Raw genomic sequence first — 14,960 nt, 5'->3', positions numbered from 1 at the left:
AAACGTGGACGTCGGTCTTGTCGGCCGGCTCGCCAACATCCTTCCGTCGCCAGTTTTGGAAAGTGACGGAAAGTTGGACGGCGCCATCGATCATCGCATCATCGTGTGCACGCTTTGCCGTGACGTTCCGACAGGGATCAGGTCGGGCGAAAGCCTATGCGCCGATTTGCGGTCCCGGCTCGCGGCCCACCATGAACCCGCTGTGGCGCTCGGCTTCACGGTTGAAGGCGTCGAATGCATGGCGGGCTGCGCGCGACCGCTGACGGTAGCCTTCCAGGCGCCGGGCAAGGCCGCCTATCTCTTCGGCTCCATCGACGCCGAGGCCGACGCCGGCGATCTCGTGCGATTTGCCAGGCTCTATGCATCGCTGGCAGACGGCTGGTGCAATTCCGGACAACGTCCGCCGCGACTGGCCGGCAAGACGCTGGCCCGTATCCCGGCACCGGCCAAGCCTGTGGATGGGAACCGATGACAACGCCACTCCTCGAAGCCCGCGACCTCGGCGCGACAGCGAATGGCCGGGCTCTGGTCCATGCGGTCAGCCTGTCCGTTGCCGCTGGTGATCGCCTCGCCATTATCGGCCCCAACGGCGCCGGCAAGACGACGCTGCTGCGCATGCTGTCGGGCATGCTCAGGCCAAGTTCCGGCGAGATGAAGCTTGGTGGGCGCCGCCTCGACAGGATCTCGACCGCCGAACGGGCATTGCACATCGCCGTCGTCGGCCAGACCGACCAGCCGGATCCGCGGCTGGCGGTGATCGACTATGTCGAGCTTGGCCGCGTCCCGCATGCCGGCCTGAGGCGCAGGAGCGAGGAACGCGACATTGTCGTGGACGCGCTGCGCCGGACCGGCTTGTTGCCGCTGCTTGGCCGCAGCATCGGCTCGCTGTCGGGCGGGGAACGCCAGCGCGCCCAGCTGGCGCGCGCCATCGCACAGGAACCGAAAGTGCTGTTCCTCGATGAGCCGACCAACCATCTCGACCCGCGCGCCCGAGGCGAGCTTATTGAACTTGTGGCCGGCTTCGGCATGACGGTGATCGCCGTGCTGCACGATCTGGCGTTGGTAGCGCCCTTCGCCACCAGGGTCGCGGTGATGCACGAAGCCCGGCTGCATGTGCTGGCGGCACCGCGCGAAGCGCTGACCCAAAAACTGATCCGCGAGATTTTCGGCGTCGACGTGTTTCGCCTGCGCCATCCCACCGAGGATCGCGAACTGACGGTGTTCGATGTTCCGAACCGCGCCGCGCCGCCATCCTGATCAAAACCATCCGTCATCCGCCGCTGTTCAACCAAGGTGCAAAATCCGTGAAACGTCTCGCTTTGTCGCTCGTCCTCTCGCTGCTGGCCTCGACGGCCTTCGCCTTCCCCGTCACCGTCGACAGCTGCGGCAAGTCGTTGACCTTCGACGCGCCACCCAAGCGCGCCGTCATCCACGATCTCAACATGGCCGAGATGGCCTTCGCGCTGAAGCTGCAGCCGTCGATCGTCGGCCTGACCGGCATCACCGGATGGTACAAGGTCGGTCCCGAATTCAAGGCCGAGCAAGGTTCTATTCCCGAACTGGCGCCAAAATACCCGACGCTCGAAAACCTCGTCGCGGTCGAACCCGATTTCTTCTTCGCCGGCTGGTACTATGGCATGAAGCCGGGCGGCGACGTGACGCCCGACACGCTCGCGCCGCACGGCATCAAGACGCTGGTGCTGACCGAAAGCTGCGTCCATCTCGACAAGACCAGGCCGGCCGCCTCGATGGACCTTCTGTATGGCGACGTCGAAAAGCTGGGCAAGATTTTTGGCAAGGACGCCGAAGCGGAGAAGCTTGTTGCCGGCTGGAAGGCGCAACTGGCTGACATCACCGCGAAAGTCGGCAGCGCCAGGGGAACACGGGTGTTCCTTTATGATTCCGGGGAGGACAAGCCGTTCACCGCCGGAAAATTCGCCATTCCCAGCGCCATGATCACCGCGGCTGGCGGCGACAACATCATGGCCGACATGGACACCAGCTGGGGCAACACCGACTGGGAAACGGTGGCGTCGCGCAATCCGCAATTCCTCATCCTGCTCGATTACCAGGATGGTGGCGGCTACAAGAAACTGCTCGATTTCCTCAAGGCCCATCCGGCGATGAAAGAGACCGACGCGGTCAAGAATGAGCGCTTCGTGGCCCTTCGCTATGCCGAACTGACGCCTGGGCCGGCGAACATCGAAGCGATCGCCAAGATCGCCAAGGCGATGCATCCGGAAGCGTTCTGATGCTTCTTGTCCGCGGGCATGAATCCGGTGCGCTTTCAGGGCACAAGGCATTCGCGCTGGCGATGGCGGCGGGCACGGCGGCGGTCGTCGCCCTCGTGCTGCTGTCGATCGCCTATGGTTCGACGCTGATACCTCTGACCGACGTCATCGCCTCGCTTGGCCATGCTGTCGGGTTGAACGGGCACCAGGTGTCGGGTCCGGTCGGCAAGATCGTCGTCGATCTCAGGCTGCCGCGCACCATCCTGGCGGTCTGTGTCGGCGGCGGTCTCGGCATAACAGGCGCCTTGCTGCAGACGGTGACCCGCAACGATCTTGCCGATCCCTTCCTGTTCGGCCTGTCGTCGGGGGCTGCCGCAGGTGCTGTTTCCGTCATCACCATCTTTGGTGACAGTTTTGGCATCTGGACCTTGCCGGTTGCCGCCTTCACCGGCGGCATACTTGCCGCTTTCGTCGTACTTTTGCTGGTGGCGCGGGTGAAGGGGCAGGGGCCAGAACGTTTGATCCTTGCCGGCCTGGCCGTCTCCTTCATGTTCACCGCCCTGACCAACTATCTGGTCTTCGCAGGCGACCAGCGTGCCGCCCACTCCGTCCTGTTCTGGACGATGGGCGGCCTTGGCCTGGCACGCTGGGACAATATCTGGCTCGGCGCTCTGGGCGCGGGCACCATTTTGGCCTATGCGCTGTGGAACCACCGCTGGCTCGATGCCTTTCTAGCCGGCGAACACGCCGCCGAAAGCCTTGGCGTGCCAGTGGCGCGGATGCGCAGGACGACGTTTCTCGTCGCCGCCTTCTCGACGGCAATTCTCGTCTCGGTCGCCGGGGTGATCGGTTTTGTCGGGCTGATGATTCCGCATCTGGCGCGGCCGTTGGCGGGTCCCTTGCATCGGCGCCTGGTCGCAAGCTGTGCGCTGTTCGGGGCGGTGCTTTTGCTGGCAAGCGACCTTCTGGCGCGAACCTTGCTGCCGCCGCAGGAACTGCCGATCGGCATCATCACCAGTTCGCTCGGCGCATTCTTTGTCGTCACCTTGTTGATCCGCAACCGTTTATGATCAGCGTATCCGCGTGGTGCCCTGCGACATGGCTATCAGCCAGGTGAGGCAAGCCGAAGCCGTGGCCGGCGCAATGGTTTGACCGGGCTAAGTTTGGGTCAGGACTCGGCGCGTTTGACATCAATCATGGTGACCGCGTCGCCGTCCGACAGTGTGTGAAGCCCGTCGGCAAAGCCATCGAGCCAGCCTTCCGGCGTGAGACGTTTGACGATGCTGGCCGCGAAATCATCCGGGCTGAGCCGGTCGACGCGCAGCAGGCTGAGCGCCTTGCCATAGTCGGCCAAACAGTCCTGAACCGGCAAGTACAACTGGCCCAGATGCACGATCGGCGAGCCGCCGGGACGCGATGAATCCCGGCCGGTGCGCACCGGGTTTTGCGGATGTTGTCGCCACGGACCGGTCAAGGCATTGGCACAGGCCAGATGCAGCTCGCGTTGGTCTCGACCGTCGTGCCCGTACAGCGCGTAAAACATCCACCAGCCGCCTTGGTGATGGACAACTGTAGCGTCAACGGCCGCTTCGTTCATCAATACTGCCACGGGTTGCCAGGCCTTGGGGAAGTCGACCGCGCGGTAAAGCGTCAAGCGACCACTTTGATATGCCTCGGGAAGCAGGAAGATATCCTCGCCCAACCGGATCAGCTGCGGATAAGACAAATGGAAATCTTCTTTCAGCGCAATGCCACTCTCTCTCAGTGTCCACGCCGCATCGTAACTGTAATAGTGAATTTCGCCGCGCTGCACCCGGTAGTCATAGAACTCGACCAGCACCGTGAAGCGGTCTCCATGCCAAAGGCCGAAGGGATCGGCAATGTAGCTGGATGGGCCCTGGCGCGGGAGCCAGACAACCCGGCTCTTGTCGAAGCCCTCGGGAGTAAAGACCCTCTGGATTGGTTCGGGAACGATCCCCACTTGCCAGATGTCGACCATAGGCTCTTGCTTCCGCTGGATTTCAAGAATGCGATGCCGCAGGCCGGACTATGCGATATCGGGGGTTCATCAATCGCTAACCACGATTGCGTCGCAAGATCGCCATGCATATTTGCCGGCTTCCGCCGCAACATACTGTCTTGAATAGTAAGCACGCTTATTATATATACCGCTCATGGTTTCAGATGGCATAGACAGGCTTGGATTTTTGATCCACGACGTGCAGCGTCTGCTGCGCAAGCGCTTCGAGACGCGCGCCAGCGGGCTTGGCCTGTCGTCCGCGCAATGGCGGCTTATGGTGCGTGTCGCCAAGGAGGAAGGCGTCACCCAGGCCCGGCTCGCTGAACTGCTCGAAATCGAGCCGATCAGCGTCTCGCGCCTTGTCGACCGGATGGAGGAGGGCGGCTGGATCGAACGCCGCGCCGACGCCGCCGACCGCCGCGTGCGCATGATTTTCCCGACCGCCAAGGCGAGCGCTGCCTATGCCGAGGTCAAGAGCCTCGCCGGCGAAGTCTATGAGGAATCGCTTGTCGGCGTTTCGCCGCAGGACCGTCGCGTCCTGATCAGGGCGCTCGATGCGATGGCGCAGAATCTCGCCGACGGCGATACCTCGTCCTCGGACAAAGTCGAGCCTACGAAAGGCGCAGCAGCATGAACGCGGTAGCCAAGGTAGACGAAAACGCCGCCAAGGTGGAGATGGAAGCGCCGGCCCAGCCGGTTGCCGCTGCTGTCGCGGTCGCTCCTCCCGTACAGCCGGTCCCGGAGCCGAAGAAGAAGCGCCGCATGGGTCGCTTCTTCTTGATGTTTGCCTTGCCGGCGGTGCTAATTATCGGTGGCGGCTATGTCTGGGTGACCGGCGGTCGCTATCAGGAGACGGAGAACGCCAATCTGCAGCAGGCCAAGGTGTCGATCGCCTCGGATACCGCTGGCCGCATCGTCCAGGTTGCCATATCGGACCATCAGATGGTCAAGCAGGGCGACCTTCTGTTCACCATCGACCCCGAGCCTTACCGGATCGCGCTTGCCCAGGCCGACGCCGCGGTTGCCGGTGCGCGCCTCAATGTCGAGCAGCTGCGCGCTGCCTACAGCCAGTCGACGGCGCAGGAAAAGTCCGCCAGCAGCGAGGTCGACTACGCCCAGTCGCAATACGATCGCGCCGCCGATCTCGCCCAGAAAGGCATCAACGCCAAATCGTCGCTGGATGAGGCCCGCAACGACCTCGACAAGGCAAAGCAGCAGGTCACAGTGGCCCAGCAAGGCATCATCAGCGCCAAGGCCGCGCTCGGCGGCAATCCCGACATCGAAACCGACAAGCATCCGACCGTGATGGCCGCACTCGCCGCGCGCGACAAGGCCGCCTACGACCTGGAGCAGACCACGGTGAAGGCGCCCGCCGATGGCGTCATCTCCCAGGCCTCGTCCTTCAAGGTCGGCCAGTTCGTCGGCTCCGGCACGCCGCTGTTTTCGCTGGTCGAGACCAACGACACTTGGATTGATGCCAATTTCAAGGAAACCCAGCTCACCAACATGAGGCCGGGCCAGAAGGCCGAGATCGTCGTCGATACCTATCCGGGCAAGACTTTCGAGGCGACGGTCAAGGCGATCGGTGCGGGAACGGGCGCGGAATTTTCGCTGCTGCCCGCCCAGAACGCCACCGGCAACTGGGTCAAGGTCACGCAGCGCATCCCGGTGCGCCTGGAACTGACCGATCCCGACGCCAAGATGGCGTTGCGAACCGGCATGAGCGCCTCTGTCACCGTCGATACCGGCATAGCCCGTGGTTTTCCCGCCATATTCGGTCACGCCACGGCTGGCGAGGCCGCGCAGTAAAGTCGGCGGAAGCCCGCGCAGACCAGCGGGTGGAAGCGGATAGCAGGATTGGTCTGATGGGAGGAGTGGGAAGGATCAGCGCTTGGTTCGAGCCGCGCGGCGGTCTGGCCGAAAGCTGAAATCTTCGACACGGACCCCTCGGTCCTCGTGTTTCCGGGCGGCAGGCATCCGCTCATCAGAGACTTTCAGTCGATGTAACCCCCACATCGATACTCGCGTCCCACCGCGACGAGGGTCTCTCAACGGAAGGCTTTGCCGCCCGGAAACCTTGTGTACACGTTTTTGTTACCTGCTGGAAGTTCCGCATCATGAGCACGCCCGAACCTTTCAAGGAAGTGCCGCATCGCGGCCTGATCACGGTTGCGCTCATGCTGGCGACCGTCATGCAGGCGCTCGACACCACCATCGCCAACGTCGCGCTGCCGACTATGACAGGCGATCTCGGGGCATCTCCCGACAACATCAACTGGGTGCTGACCTCCTACATCGTCGCCGCCGCCATCATGACGCCGGTAACCGGCTGGCTCGCCGACCGCTTCGGCCGCAAGGAATTGTTCCTGACGACCGTGGTCGGCTTCACCGTCTTCTCCATGCTGTGCGGCCTGGCATGGAGCCTTGAAACCATCGTGCTGTTCCGGCTGATGCAAGGCGTCTTCGGCGCCGCGATCGTGCCGTTGTCGCAGACCTTCCTGCTCGACATCAACCCCAAGGAGCGTCACGGCCAAGCCATGGCCATCTGGGGCGCCGGCATCATGCTGGGACCGATCCTGGGCCCGACGCTGGGCGGCTGGCTGACCGACAATTTCAACTGGCGCTGGGTGTTCTTCATCAACCTGCCGGTCGGTATCGTCGCCTTCCTTGGCATGGCCGCCTATCTGCCGGCCGTTGCCCGGCGGGTGCGCAGCTTCGATTTCTTCGGCTTTGCCATGATATCGCTCGGCGTCGGCGCACTGCAGCTGATGCTGGATCGCGGTGGCGAGGTCGACTGGTTTTCCTCGGTCGAGATCTGGATCGAACTCGGCCTGGCCATCACCGGTTTCTGGGTGTTCATCATTCACACGGTGACGGCGGAACATCCCTTTATCGACCCCAAGATATTCCTCGACCGGAATTTCGTGACCGGCCTGGCGTTCATCTTCATCATGGGTGTGCTCATCCTGGCCTCGATGTCGCTGCTGCCACCAATGCTGTCGACCATTTTCGGCTATCCGACTGTCACCATCGGTATCGTCATAGGTCCACGCGGTATCGGCACGATGATTTCGATGCTCGTTGTCGGGCGGCTCATGAACAAGATCGACGCCAGAATTCTCGTCGTCATCGGCTTTCTGCTGACCGCGCAGTCGCTCTACACCATGGCGAGCTTCACGCCGCAGATGGACAACTGGCTGATCCTCAGCTCCGGCGTGATCCAGGGCCTGGGCATGGGAATGGTGTTCGTGCCGCTGTCGACGGTCGCCTTCGCCACGCTTGACGCGCGCTTCCGCACCGACGCAACCTCGTTGTTCAGCCTGGTGCGCAATCTTGGCTCGTCGATCGGCGTCTCGGTCGTGACGGTGCTCTTGGTGCGCAACACTCAGATCAACCATGCCGAGCTTTCGGCCTTCATCAACCCGTTCAATCCCAACCTCTGGGCGGTTTCGCCGGCGGCCGCGGGCGGCGATCCGATGGCGCTGTCGGAGGTCGATCGCATGGTCAATCTCCAGGCGATGATGATCTCCTATGTCAACGACTTCAAAATCCTGATGGTGATGACGCTGGTCGCCATCCCGTTCGTCTTCCTGCTGCGCAAGCCAGCGCGGGCGCCAGCCGGTGGCGCACCAGCCGCGCATATGGACTAGCAGGCACCGCTGCAAGACGGGAGTGAATCAGGCGATGACCAGACGGGCCGCGAAGCTCTATTTGCCGAGAACCAGCGACCAATAGCGCAGGTTGGGGTCACGTCCGTCGCGAACATAGGCGAGCCCGAAGCGGCTGAAATCCGGATCGAGTATGTTGCGCCGATGGCCGGTTGAATGCATCCAGATGTCGAACAGTTTCTGCTGGTCGAAGCGGCCTTCGGCGATGTTCTCGGCCGCGGCTCCCCGCACGCCATTGTCCTTCATGCGCGAGGCGAAATCCTTGCCCCAGCCTGTCGTGTGGCTCATACGCTCCCGCGACGCCATGTAGCCGGCCTGTTGCAGCGCCGCCTGCTCGAGCTGAGTGTCCGGCGTCAGCGGGCCGAGCCCGGCCGTCGCGCGCAAGCCGGCCAGAGTGGCCGTGGCGGAGGACGAGACGCCTGCGCCTTCGCCCGTCGGTACAGAAACGGTGTTGCAGGCGGAAAGCACGGCAATGGCCGCGAAGCCGGCCGTCTTGAGCACCGTGCGCCTGCTCAGGCCTGCTGGACGTATTTCATTTTTTTCAGCTGTCATGCCTGCCTGACATAGTCGTGATCATGGCTTTTGCCGGGCAGGGTGGTGAAAATCTGGGATCGAAAGAGTGATTAACCTCCTAGTTCACAAGCTTGATGAGGCGGCTGGCATACATCTCGCGATTTCCAAACACGGCCGAGCAGTCGGTTTTGATGGATGAGTTTCCTGTCATTTGCACGGTCAGGCCGACAAGCCTCAGACAGTCGCCCTGACCGCTCATATCTGAGTTGCCGGCAAAGGAAATGGCCGCGTCAGGCGCATAGACGAACCCGCTGATCGCGGAATTTGCGCCGCCATTCAGCGTCAAGGCCGATGTGTTGCCGTGATTCTCGAAAATGGTGATGCCGGCGTAGGGACCGCTGGTGGGCGGGGAAAGGTTAACCTGTTCATTGGCATTTATGTAGATCTGCGCGCCCTCCATCAGGAAAATGGTCACGCCCTGGCCAGTCAGGCTGCCGTTGCCGCCCGGTTTAAGCGTGACGCCGCGCAAGATGTAGACGCCCCGGATTGAGCATGATGTTTCCCGACAACGTCTTGTCGCAATAGGTTCCGGGCGACAGCGTATAGGTTTTGCCGTTCGGGACCTGCTGGCACAACGTGTAGGGGGAGGGACGACGTCCGCCAGAGGATCGAAAGACGCATATTGATGTTCGAGCGGGGCTCCGCAGGTGAGATTGGCGCTGGGCGGCAAAAGCCCGGAAGTGCCGCCGACGGTCGAGACGCAACCCGCAGACACCTGCGCGGAACCGCCTCGGCTGACGGCATCGGACGCGTCCGAGTTCGCCGCGATCACGCAGCTGCTCATGGAGACATCGGTCGAGCCCTGCAGGCTTACGGCGGCCGACGCATGTGGATCGAGGGCCAGCACGCAGGCCTGCGCACCAGGATTCATCTTGACCGTGGCCGAGCGATGAGCTGGCCAGGGGGCCGCGCCATTGATGAAGCTCGGACGGCTGATGCTGGACGAAAGCGAGATGTAATAGGCACTCGGGTCGCCACTGGCCGTCGCCGAAAAAGCGGAGACGCTGTCTGCATATTCCTTCTGATCGGCGACGCTCATATTGGCCGCAAAGAATGTCAGCCCAAGCCCCTGGACATCACCCGCGGTCATGCTGGGTAGGTACTTTGTGCCGACGGCAAGCCCGGCCGCGTCCAGCGAGTTCTGCAATTGCGCGGCGTCGTCGCTCGTGCCCGTCAGATCGATAGTGCCCGCCACGACAACCATTATCGGCAGCATCGCTATGGCGGTGGCCATGGCAAAGTTGCCGCGCTCCGAAGGCCAAAAATCCTTCAATCTCAACATCGCCCCACGCCAAGGTTGGTAGTGCTCAGGTGATACGCTTGGGGTCTCTATGAGTAATTTAAGCAATAGCTAAAATGCGTAGATTCTAAAATGAAACGCGACGGTTGGCCAACGAAGGTCTCCCTGCATGCCCAAGAGAGTAGTCAGAGACGACAACGACTGATTGCCATTGACGCGGCGACAATTGACGCCAGATTTGCTATCGTCACCCTCGTTCTTGCAGTGGCAGCTACGGGCGGCCTCCAGGCGGTGACCGCCCCGACTCACGGGAGGAAGGTTATGGCCGGCTTTCATGTCATGGCGGACGCCTATGGGATGCATGTGCAGCCTGCGGTGCGCCGCATCACCACGACGGATCTCTGGGACGCGCTCAAGCTCGGCGCCGAGGATTTCTGGGCAAAACCGTCCCACTACGTGTTCCTAGGCCTGATCTATCCGGTCGTCGGCCTGATCCTGACGCAGTGGACCTCGGGCTCCAATGCCATCCAGCTTGTCTATCCCTTGATGTCGGGCTTTGCCCTGGTCGGGCCTTTTGCCGCGATCGGTCTCTACGAGATCAGCCGCCGGCGCGAGCTCGGCATGAACACGCACTGGCGCCATGCACTGGATGTGCGCCGTTCCCCGGCACTGCCGTCGATCGCGGTCATCGGCATCATGCTGTTTGCGCTGTTCCTGTTGTGGCTGTTCACCGCGCAATCGATCTACACCAGCCTGTTCGGCGACCAGCCGCCGGCTTCGATCGGCGCCTTTGTCCGCGACGTGCTGACGACCAGCAAGGGCTGGACCTTGATTGTGCTTGGCAATGCGGCCGGTTTCGTCTTTGCCGTTGTGGTGCTGGCGACAACGGTGGTCGCCTTTCCGTTGATGCTCGACCGTGATGTCGGCGCCGTCTCGGCAATCGAGACCTCGGCACGAGCGGTGATGGCAAACCCGCTGCAGATGGCGCTGTGGGGGCTATTGGTCGCCGTGCTGCTGGTGATCGGCTCGATCCCGCTGTTTGCCGGGCTGGCCGTGGTCATGCCGATCCTGGGTCATGCCACCTGGCACCTCTACCGCAAGGTGATCGAGCCGGCGCAGATCCGGCCGACCCGCCGGCCGATGTAGCTAAAGCATGATCCCCAAAAGTGGGGACCGGTTTTAGGGATAATGCTTAGCTTGAGGGTCTCAGCGCTGCGCGTCGGTCGCCATCTTCAGCGCCAGCGCCGTCAGCACGCCTCCCATCATCCAGCGCTGGATGACCAGCCACAATGGCCGTCCGGCAAGGAATGTGGCGATCGAGCCGGCCGTCAAGGCGATGATGGCATTAACAGTCAGACTGATGGTGATCTGCGTCGCGCCCAGAACCAGCAGCTGTGACAGGACATGACCTTTGCCAATGCTGATGAATTGCGGCAGCAGCGAGAGATAGAGCACCGCCACCTTGGGATTGAGCAGATTGGTCATCAGACCCATGGCGAACAGCTTGCGCGGCCCGTCTTTCGGCAGGTCGCGCACCTGGAACGGCGAGCGTCCGCCTGGCTTCACCGCCTGCCAGGCCAGCCACAAGAGATAGAGCACGCCGGCAAAGCGCAGCGCGTCATAGGCATAGGGCACGGCAAGCAGCAGCGCGGTGATGCCGAACGCCGCCGACACCACATAGAACAGGAAACCGACCGCGACCCCGCCAAGCGAGATCAGTCCGGCCTTCGGCCCTTGCGACAGCGAGCGCGAGATCAGGTAGATCATGTTCGGGCCAGGCGTCAGCACCATGCCGAGGCAGACCAGCGCGAAGGCGAGATGATTGGCGGTATCGGGCATTGTTCGTCCCCTAGAGCAATTCCAGGAAAAGTGTGAACGGTTTTCCGTCCGGAATTGCGTCAGAAAAGAGTTAGAGCCGCGATGGATGCGCGATCCCGCGAGCGTCCGATATGTGCCTGCCACGGCAGGCGGCCGCAAGGGCTTGGCGGCGCCAGGCGTTGCGCCAGAGAACCGTTAGCCGACCACCCGCAGGTTCGACAGTTCGTTGCCGATTTCCTTGAAGTCGTTCGACAGGCTTGCGCCGGTCGCATTCCAGAACAGTTTGGCCGGCTTGGTCGGGTCCGTGGGATCCTTGCGGAAGCGCGAGTCCGACGAGCAGGATTTCAGCGCATCGATCGCCAGCTTGTCGCTGGCCTTGGTCGTCGACAGGTCGAGCGCCACTGTCATGACCATGATGTTGGCCGCCTTGGCGTTGTTGCAAAGCGTTGCCATCTGCTCGTTGAGTGCGTTCGTATAGTTACCGTTCGAATAGTCGAGCTGACCGATGGCGCTCGACGTGCCCATGAACATGCGGCCGACCGAGGTGCCGTTATAGCCGGGGTTGAGATAGCCGTAGGACGCATAGGTCGATTTCGAGTTGGCGGGATCCGAATAGCCCAGCGAGGACGGCGTATAGTAGGTGTTGGCGCCGTCGGTCAGCACGATCACCACCTTGTCGTTGCCTTTTTCCGTTTCCAGGCGCCCTTGCGTGAACGGTTCGCCGCTGGACACCACCCGCCAGCCCCACGCCATGCCCTCGGGAACGTTGGTGCCGCCGTTCGGCTGCATCAGGTCGATCGCGGCTTTGATCGCGGTTTGCCCATCGGCGACGCTGACATCGGTCAGCGGTGTGATTGCACCGGTGGTGCAGCTGTAGTTGGGGCCGTTGCCGGTGGGCAGCGCCGGCGCGTCGATCGGCCGTGGCTGGAAATATTTGGCCATGTTGCGCAACCGTGATTGGCCGGTGCTGCTCGAAGGATCGTCGTTCCACCAGCTGTTCACCGCGCCGTAGGTGACCGGGGCGGCTTCGTCGGGATCCTGGGTGAGCTTCCAGTGATTGCCGGGTTCGTCCGGGGCGAACATCGGCACGAACATCGTTGCCGGATCGCCGACGCCTATGCCGGTGTTGGCCGAGCCGCCGGATGGCGGCGTGTCGTTGACATTGTAGGGGTAGGGCCGGGCCTCCACACAGCCCTGCCAGCTGGCGAACGGACCGTAGGAATCGATGTAGTCATATTCGTCGTGGCTGCGTTTGCAGGTGTTGTTCGAATTGTATTCGTCGCAAACCACGCGCTTGCTGTTGACGACACGCTCATGGTTGGTGACCACCTTCATGTCGCGGTAGAGCGAAAACCGGGTCAGCATCTGGCCTTCCTCGCTGCCCCAGCCGGTGCCGCGCTTGTACCAGATGCCGTTGGTTTGCTGGGCGTATTTGTTGGCCGCGTTCAGCGTCGACCAGTCGAAATTCTCGTTTGACACCGGCGACAGGCCCTCTGTGTCCATCCACGACGCGTTGCCATTGCCGGGGCCGACATTGACCGAAGCGGCAAAGGGCACCAGGCCGAATTGCACCGGCTTGTCGACCTGCTTGATCATGACCGCCTGCGCGGCCAGCGTGTCGACCAGTTGCTTGGATGCAGTCTTGAGAAGATCGATGCGCTTTTGCCCCGAGCCTGTGCCGAGCGTAGTCATCGATCCGGAATTGTCGAGCACCAGGGCAACTTCCAGCGTGTTTTTCAGCCGCACTTGGGAGGTGACGTTGAAGTTGATTCTTTGGTTCGCATCGGTTGCGGATTTGCCGACGAGCTGGGCGAATGCAGGATAGAAATAGGGCTTGTAGGCAAGTTGCGCCGTCATCGTCAGCAAGCCACCGCCGCTGGTGTTGCTGGGCAAGGTGACGTTGAGCGTCGCGCTGGCGGGATCAACATCGTTCAGGTTGGCATTGAAGAAGTCGAGCGCATAGGCTCTCAACTGATCGTCGGTCGCGCCTTCCGTCAGCCGGCGCGCCGTGGCGAAGTTGGCGGCGTCGAGCGCATTCGTCACCATCTGCTTTTCACGGTTCATTTCCGTGAAGTCGACCGCAATCGCCAGGCCGCCCATCAGCGGCACCATCGCCACAACGGTCATAAGAGCATAGTTGCCACGTCTGTCGCGGCGGAACCGGCGCCAAAGTTCATGCATGTCTTGTAGCGGCCCCCGCCGGCGGATTCTCGATCGGCGCCAGCTTTCCACAAAACGCTGAAGGACGGGTTTGGGAAACCGCTCTATTGCTTGGTTGGCGCTTCACGATCCGCTAACCAATGCAAGGGCAGCGGCCGCGATGCCGTCCAGAAAAACGTCTGCCGACGCAGGATGTGGGCATATCGGGCTGACAAATAACAGGGATAAGACGGCGATCATGGTCGTCCAGTCCAACTGTCATGATCAATTGACGAGGCTGCCAGGCGAAAGCTGGTGACAGCATGGACCGGTTCGGATAATTCGAACCGGCTGCGGCGAACCGTCGGCCGCGGCACTCGCAACGCTCATATTGAAGGACACTGCATGGCGGATTCGCCTGAAATCGTCGGCTCGCTCGAAGACGTCTCGAAGACTTATTCGGCAATTCTTTGCGATGTCTGGGGCGTGGTGCACAATGGCGAATGGCATTTTCCGGCGGCGGCAGTGGCGCTGGCCAGGGCAAGGGCAGCCGGTATTCCCGTTGTCCTCATCACCAATTCGCCCCGCCGCAGCGCCGATGTCGTGGCTCAGATGAGCGCAATCGGCGTTCCTCCGTCAACCTACGACCGTGTGGTGACCTCGGGTGACGTGACCCGTGACCTGATCGCGGAAGGCCCGCGAAAAGTCTTCCACATCGGCGCAGAGCGCGATCTGACGCTCTATGACGGTCTCGATGTCGAACTCGTCGAGGAATTCGAGGCCACCGGCGTCGTCTGCACCGGGCTTTTCAATGACGAGGTCGAGAAGCCTGAGGATTATGCGGACCTTTTGCGCCGATTGCGGGCCAGGAACCTGCCGTTCGTCTGCGCCAATCCCGATATCATGGTGGAGCGCGGCGAACGGATCATCTGGTGCGCCGGCGCCCTGGCGCGCGACTATGCCCAGCTTGGCGGCCGCACGCTGATCGCTGGAAAGCCCTATGCGCCTGTCTATGATGTCGCGATGAAGGAGGTGGCGGAGGTGCTTGGCCGGCCGGTTGAGCGTTCTCAGATATTGGCCATCGGCGACGGCATGATGACCGATGTGAAGGGCGCGGCGGACAATGGTTTCGACGTTCTCTATATCTCTGGCGGCATTCATGCTCGCGACTACGGCGATGCATCTCGGCCGGATCCGGCAAAGCTCGGGCTCTTCCTGGAACGGCACGGCTATCGTCCGGTGGCTGTCATGGTCAGACTGCAGTAGGTGGC

Annotated in this window: 14 protein-coding genes; 9 read left to right on the top strand and 5 right to left on the bottom strand. The window is 62.1% G+C overall.

Going from position 1 to position 14,960, the window contains the following annotated elements; translation table 11 throughout:
* The first annotated feature begins 4 nt into the window (after positions 1-4).
* Genes AC56QX_RS27140 through AC56QX_RS27125 form a run of 4 tightly spaced genes read left to right on the top strand, consistent with a single transcriptional unit; the run spans position 5 to position 3,301 of the window.
* Positions 5-472, top strand: a complete 468-nt coding sequence (locus tag AC56QX_RS27140; protein ID WP_497111554.1) for a DUF1636 family protein — start codon at positions 5-7, stop codon at positions 470-472.
* The gene (locus AC56QX_RS27135; protein WP_497111553.1) at positions 469-1,257 is read left to right on the top strand and encodes an ABC transporter ATP-binding protein; all 789 of its coding nucleotides are present in this window, start codon (positions 469-471) and stop codon (positions 1,255-1,257) included. Before AC56QX_RS27140 ends, AC56QX_RS27135 begins: the two co-directional genes overlap by 4 nt.
* Before the next feature lie 47 nt (positions 1,258-1,304).
* On the top strand, positions 1,305-2,252 hold the full coding sequence (locus AC56QX_RS27130; protein ID WP_497111552.1) for an ABC transporter substrate-binding protein: 948 nt from the start codon (positions 1,305-1,307) through the stop codon (positions 2,250-2,252).
* Positions 2,252-3,301 carry a FecCD family ABC transporter permease gene (locus AC56QX_RS27125; protein WP_497111551.1) on the top strand — a complete coding sequence of 350 codons (1,050 nt, stop codon included), beginning with the start codon at positions 2,252-2,254 and terminating at the stop codon, positions 3,299-3,301. The genes AC56QX_RS27130 and AC56QX_RS27125 overlap by 1 nt, the downstream gene beginning before the upstream one ends.
* Positions 3,302-3,399: 98 nt before the next feature.
* Here AC56QX_RS27125 and AC56QX_RS27120 read toward each other — a convergent pair whose 3' ends face one another.
* Positions 3,400-4,230: a glucosamine inositolphosphorylceramide transferase family protein gene (locus AC56QX_RS27120; RefSeq protein WP_497111550.1), complete on the bottom strand. Its 831-nt coding sequence runs from the start codon at positions 4,228-4,230 to the stop codon at positions 3,400-3,402.
* A gap of 175 nt (positions 4,231-4,405) precedes the next feature.
* Here AC56QX_RS27120 and AC56QX_RS27115 point away from each other — a divergent pair, with 175 nt between their 5' ends.
* From AC56QX_RS27115 to AC56QX_RS27105, 3 genes are all read left to right on the top strand, one after another.
* Positions 4,406-4,885 (top strand): MarR family winged helix-turn-helix transcriptional regulator, encoded by a 480-nt coding sequence (locus AC56QX_RS27115; RefSeq protein WP_497111549.1) that lies wholly within the window; start codon positions 4,406-4,408, stop codon positions 4,883-4,885.
* Positions 4,882-6,060 (top strand): HlyD family secretion protein, encoded by a 1,179-nt coding sequence (locus AC56QX_RS27110; RefSeq protein ID WP_497111548.1) that lies wholly within the window; start codon positions 4,882-4,884, stop codon positions 6,058-6,060. Before AC56QX_RS27115 ends, AC56QX_RS27110 begins: the two co-directional genes overlap by 4 nt.
* A 308-nt stretch (positions 6,061-6,368) precedes the next feature.
* The gene (locus AC56QX_RS27105) at positions 6,369-7,901 is read left to right on the top strand and encodes a DHA2 family efflux MFS transporter permease subunit (RefSeq protein ID WP_497111547.1); all 1,533 of its coding nucleotides are present in this window, start codon (positions 6,369-6,371) and stop codon (positions 7,899-7,901) included.
* Positions 7,902-7,958: 57 nt separating this feature from the next.
* Here the strand turns inward: AC56QX_RS27105 and AC56QX_RS27100 are convergent, their stop codons facing one another.
* On the bottom strand, positions 7,959-8,471 hold the full coding sequence (locus tag AC56QX_RS27100; RefSeq protein WP_497111546.1) for a CAP domain-containing protein: 513 nt from the start codon (positions 8,469-8,471) through the stop codon (positions 7,959-7,961).
* A 79-nt stretch (positions 8,472-8,550) separates the two neighbouring features.
* The gene (locus AC56QX_RS27095; RefSeq protein ID WP_497111545.1) at positions 8,551-9,774 is read right to left on the bottom strand and encodes a TadE/TadG family type IV pilus assembly protein; all 1,224 of its coding nucleotides are present in this window, start codon (positions 9,772-9,774) and stop codon (positions 8,551-8,553) included.
* A gap of 279 nt (positions 9,775-10,053) precedes the next feature.
* Between AC56QX_RS27095 and AC56QX_RS27090 the strand changes: the two genes are divergently transcribed.
* A complete protein-coding gene (locus AC56QX_RS27090; RefSeq protein WP_497111544.1) occupies positions 10,054-10,878 on the top strand; it encodes a DUF2189 domain-containing protein in 825 nt (274 codons plus the stop codon).
* A 60-nt stretch (positions 10,879-10,938) separates the two neighbouring features.
* Here AC56QX_RS27090 and AC56QX_RS27085 read toward each other — a convergent pair whose 3' ends face one another.
* Together AC56QX_RS27085 and AC56QX_RS27080 are read right to left on the bottom strand one after the other, a co-directional pair.
* Positions 10,939-11,571 (bottom strand): LysE family translocator, encoded by a 633-nt coding sequence (locus tag AC56QX_RS27085; RefSeq protein ID WP_497111543.1) that lies wholly within the window; start codon positions 11,569-11,571, stop codon positions 10,939-10,941.
* A gap of 174 nt (positions 11,572-11,745) precedes the next feature.
* Entirely contained in the window at positions 11,746-13,731 is a 1,986-nt protein-coding gene (locus AC56QX_RS27080) for a TadE/TadG family type IV pilus assembly protein (RefSeq protein ID WP_497111542.1), read from the bottom strand.
* 363 nt (positions 13,732-14,094) lie between these two features.
* Between AC56QX_RS27080 and AC56QX_RS27075 the strand changes: the two genes are divergently transcribed.
* A complete protein-coding gene (locus AC56QX_RS27075) occupies positions 14,095-14,955 on the top strand; it encodes a TIGR01459 family HAD-type hydrolase (protein WP_497111541.1) in 861 nt (286 codons plus the stop codon).
* Positions 14,956-14,960 lie beyond the last annotated feature (5 nt).

The sequence above is a fragment of the Mesorhizobium sp. RCAM 06353 genome, from assembly GCF_059683585.1.
The sequence above is the reverse complement of the archived record's forward strand: the minus strand, read 5'-3'. Positions and strand labels throughout refer to the sequence as shown.

What these genes read in the sequence shown, in the direction of transcription:
- AC56QX_RS27135 (WP_497111553.1), top strand. Translation starts at nt 469, where the DNA reads ATGACAACGCCACTCCTCGAAGCCCGCGACCTCGGCGCGACAGCGAAT.
- AC56QX_RS27125 (WP_497111551.1), top strand. Translation starts at nt 2,252, where the DNA reads ATGCTTCTTGTCCGCGGGCATGAATCCGGTGCGCTTTCAGGGCACAAG.
- AC56QX_RS27120 (WP_497111550.1), bottom strand. Translation starts at nt 4,230, where the DNA reads ATGGTCGACATCTGGCAAGTGGGGATCGTTCCCGAACCAATCCAGAGG.
- AC56QX_RS27115 (WP_497111549.1), top strand. Translation starts at nt 4,406, where the DNA reads ATGGTTTCAGATGGCATAGACAGGCTTGGATTTTTGATCCACGACGTG.
- AC56QX_RS27110 (WP_497111548.1), top strand. Translation starts at nt 4,882, where the DNA reads ATGAACGCGGTAGCCAAGGTAGACGAAAACGCCGCCAAGGTGGAGATG.
- AC56QX_RS27105 (WP_497111547.1), top strand. Translation starts at nt 6,369, where the DNA reads ATGAGCACGCCCGAACCTTTCAAGGAAGTGCCGCATCGCGGCCTGATC.
- AC56QX_RS27100 (WP_497111546.1), bottom strand. Translation starts at nt 8,471, where the DNA reads ATGACAGCTGAAAAAAATGAAATACGTCCAGCAGGCCTGAGCAGGCGC.
- AC56QX_RS27095 (WP_497111545.1), bottom strand. Translation starts at nt 9,774, where the DNA reads ATGTTGAGATTGAAGGATTTTTGGCCTTCGGAGCGCGGCAACTTTGCC.
- AC56QX_RS27090 (WP_497111544.1), top strand. Translation starts at nt 10,054, where the DNA reads ATGGCCGGCTTTCATGTCATGGCGGACGCCTATGGGATGCATGTGCAG.
- AC56QX_RS27085 (WP_497111543.1), bottom strand. Translation starts at nt 11,571, where the DNA reads ATGCCCGATACCGCCAATCATCTCGCCTTCGCGCTGGTCTGCCTCGGC.
- AC56QX_RS27080 (WP_497111542.1), bottom strand. Translation starts at nt 13,731, where the DNA reads ATGCATGAACTTTGGCGCCGGTTCCGCCGCGACAGACGTGGCAACTAT.
- AC56QX_RS27075 (WP_497111541.1), top strand. Translation starts at nt 14,095, where the DNA reads ATGGCGGATTCGCCTGAAATCGTCGGCTCGCTCGAAGACGTCTCGAAG.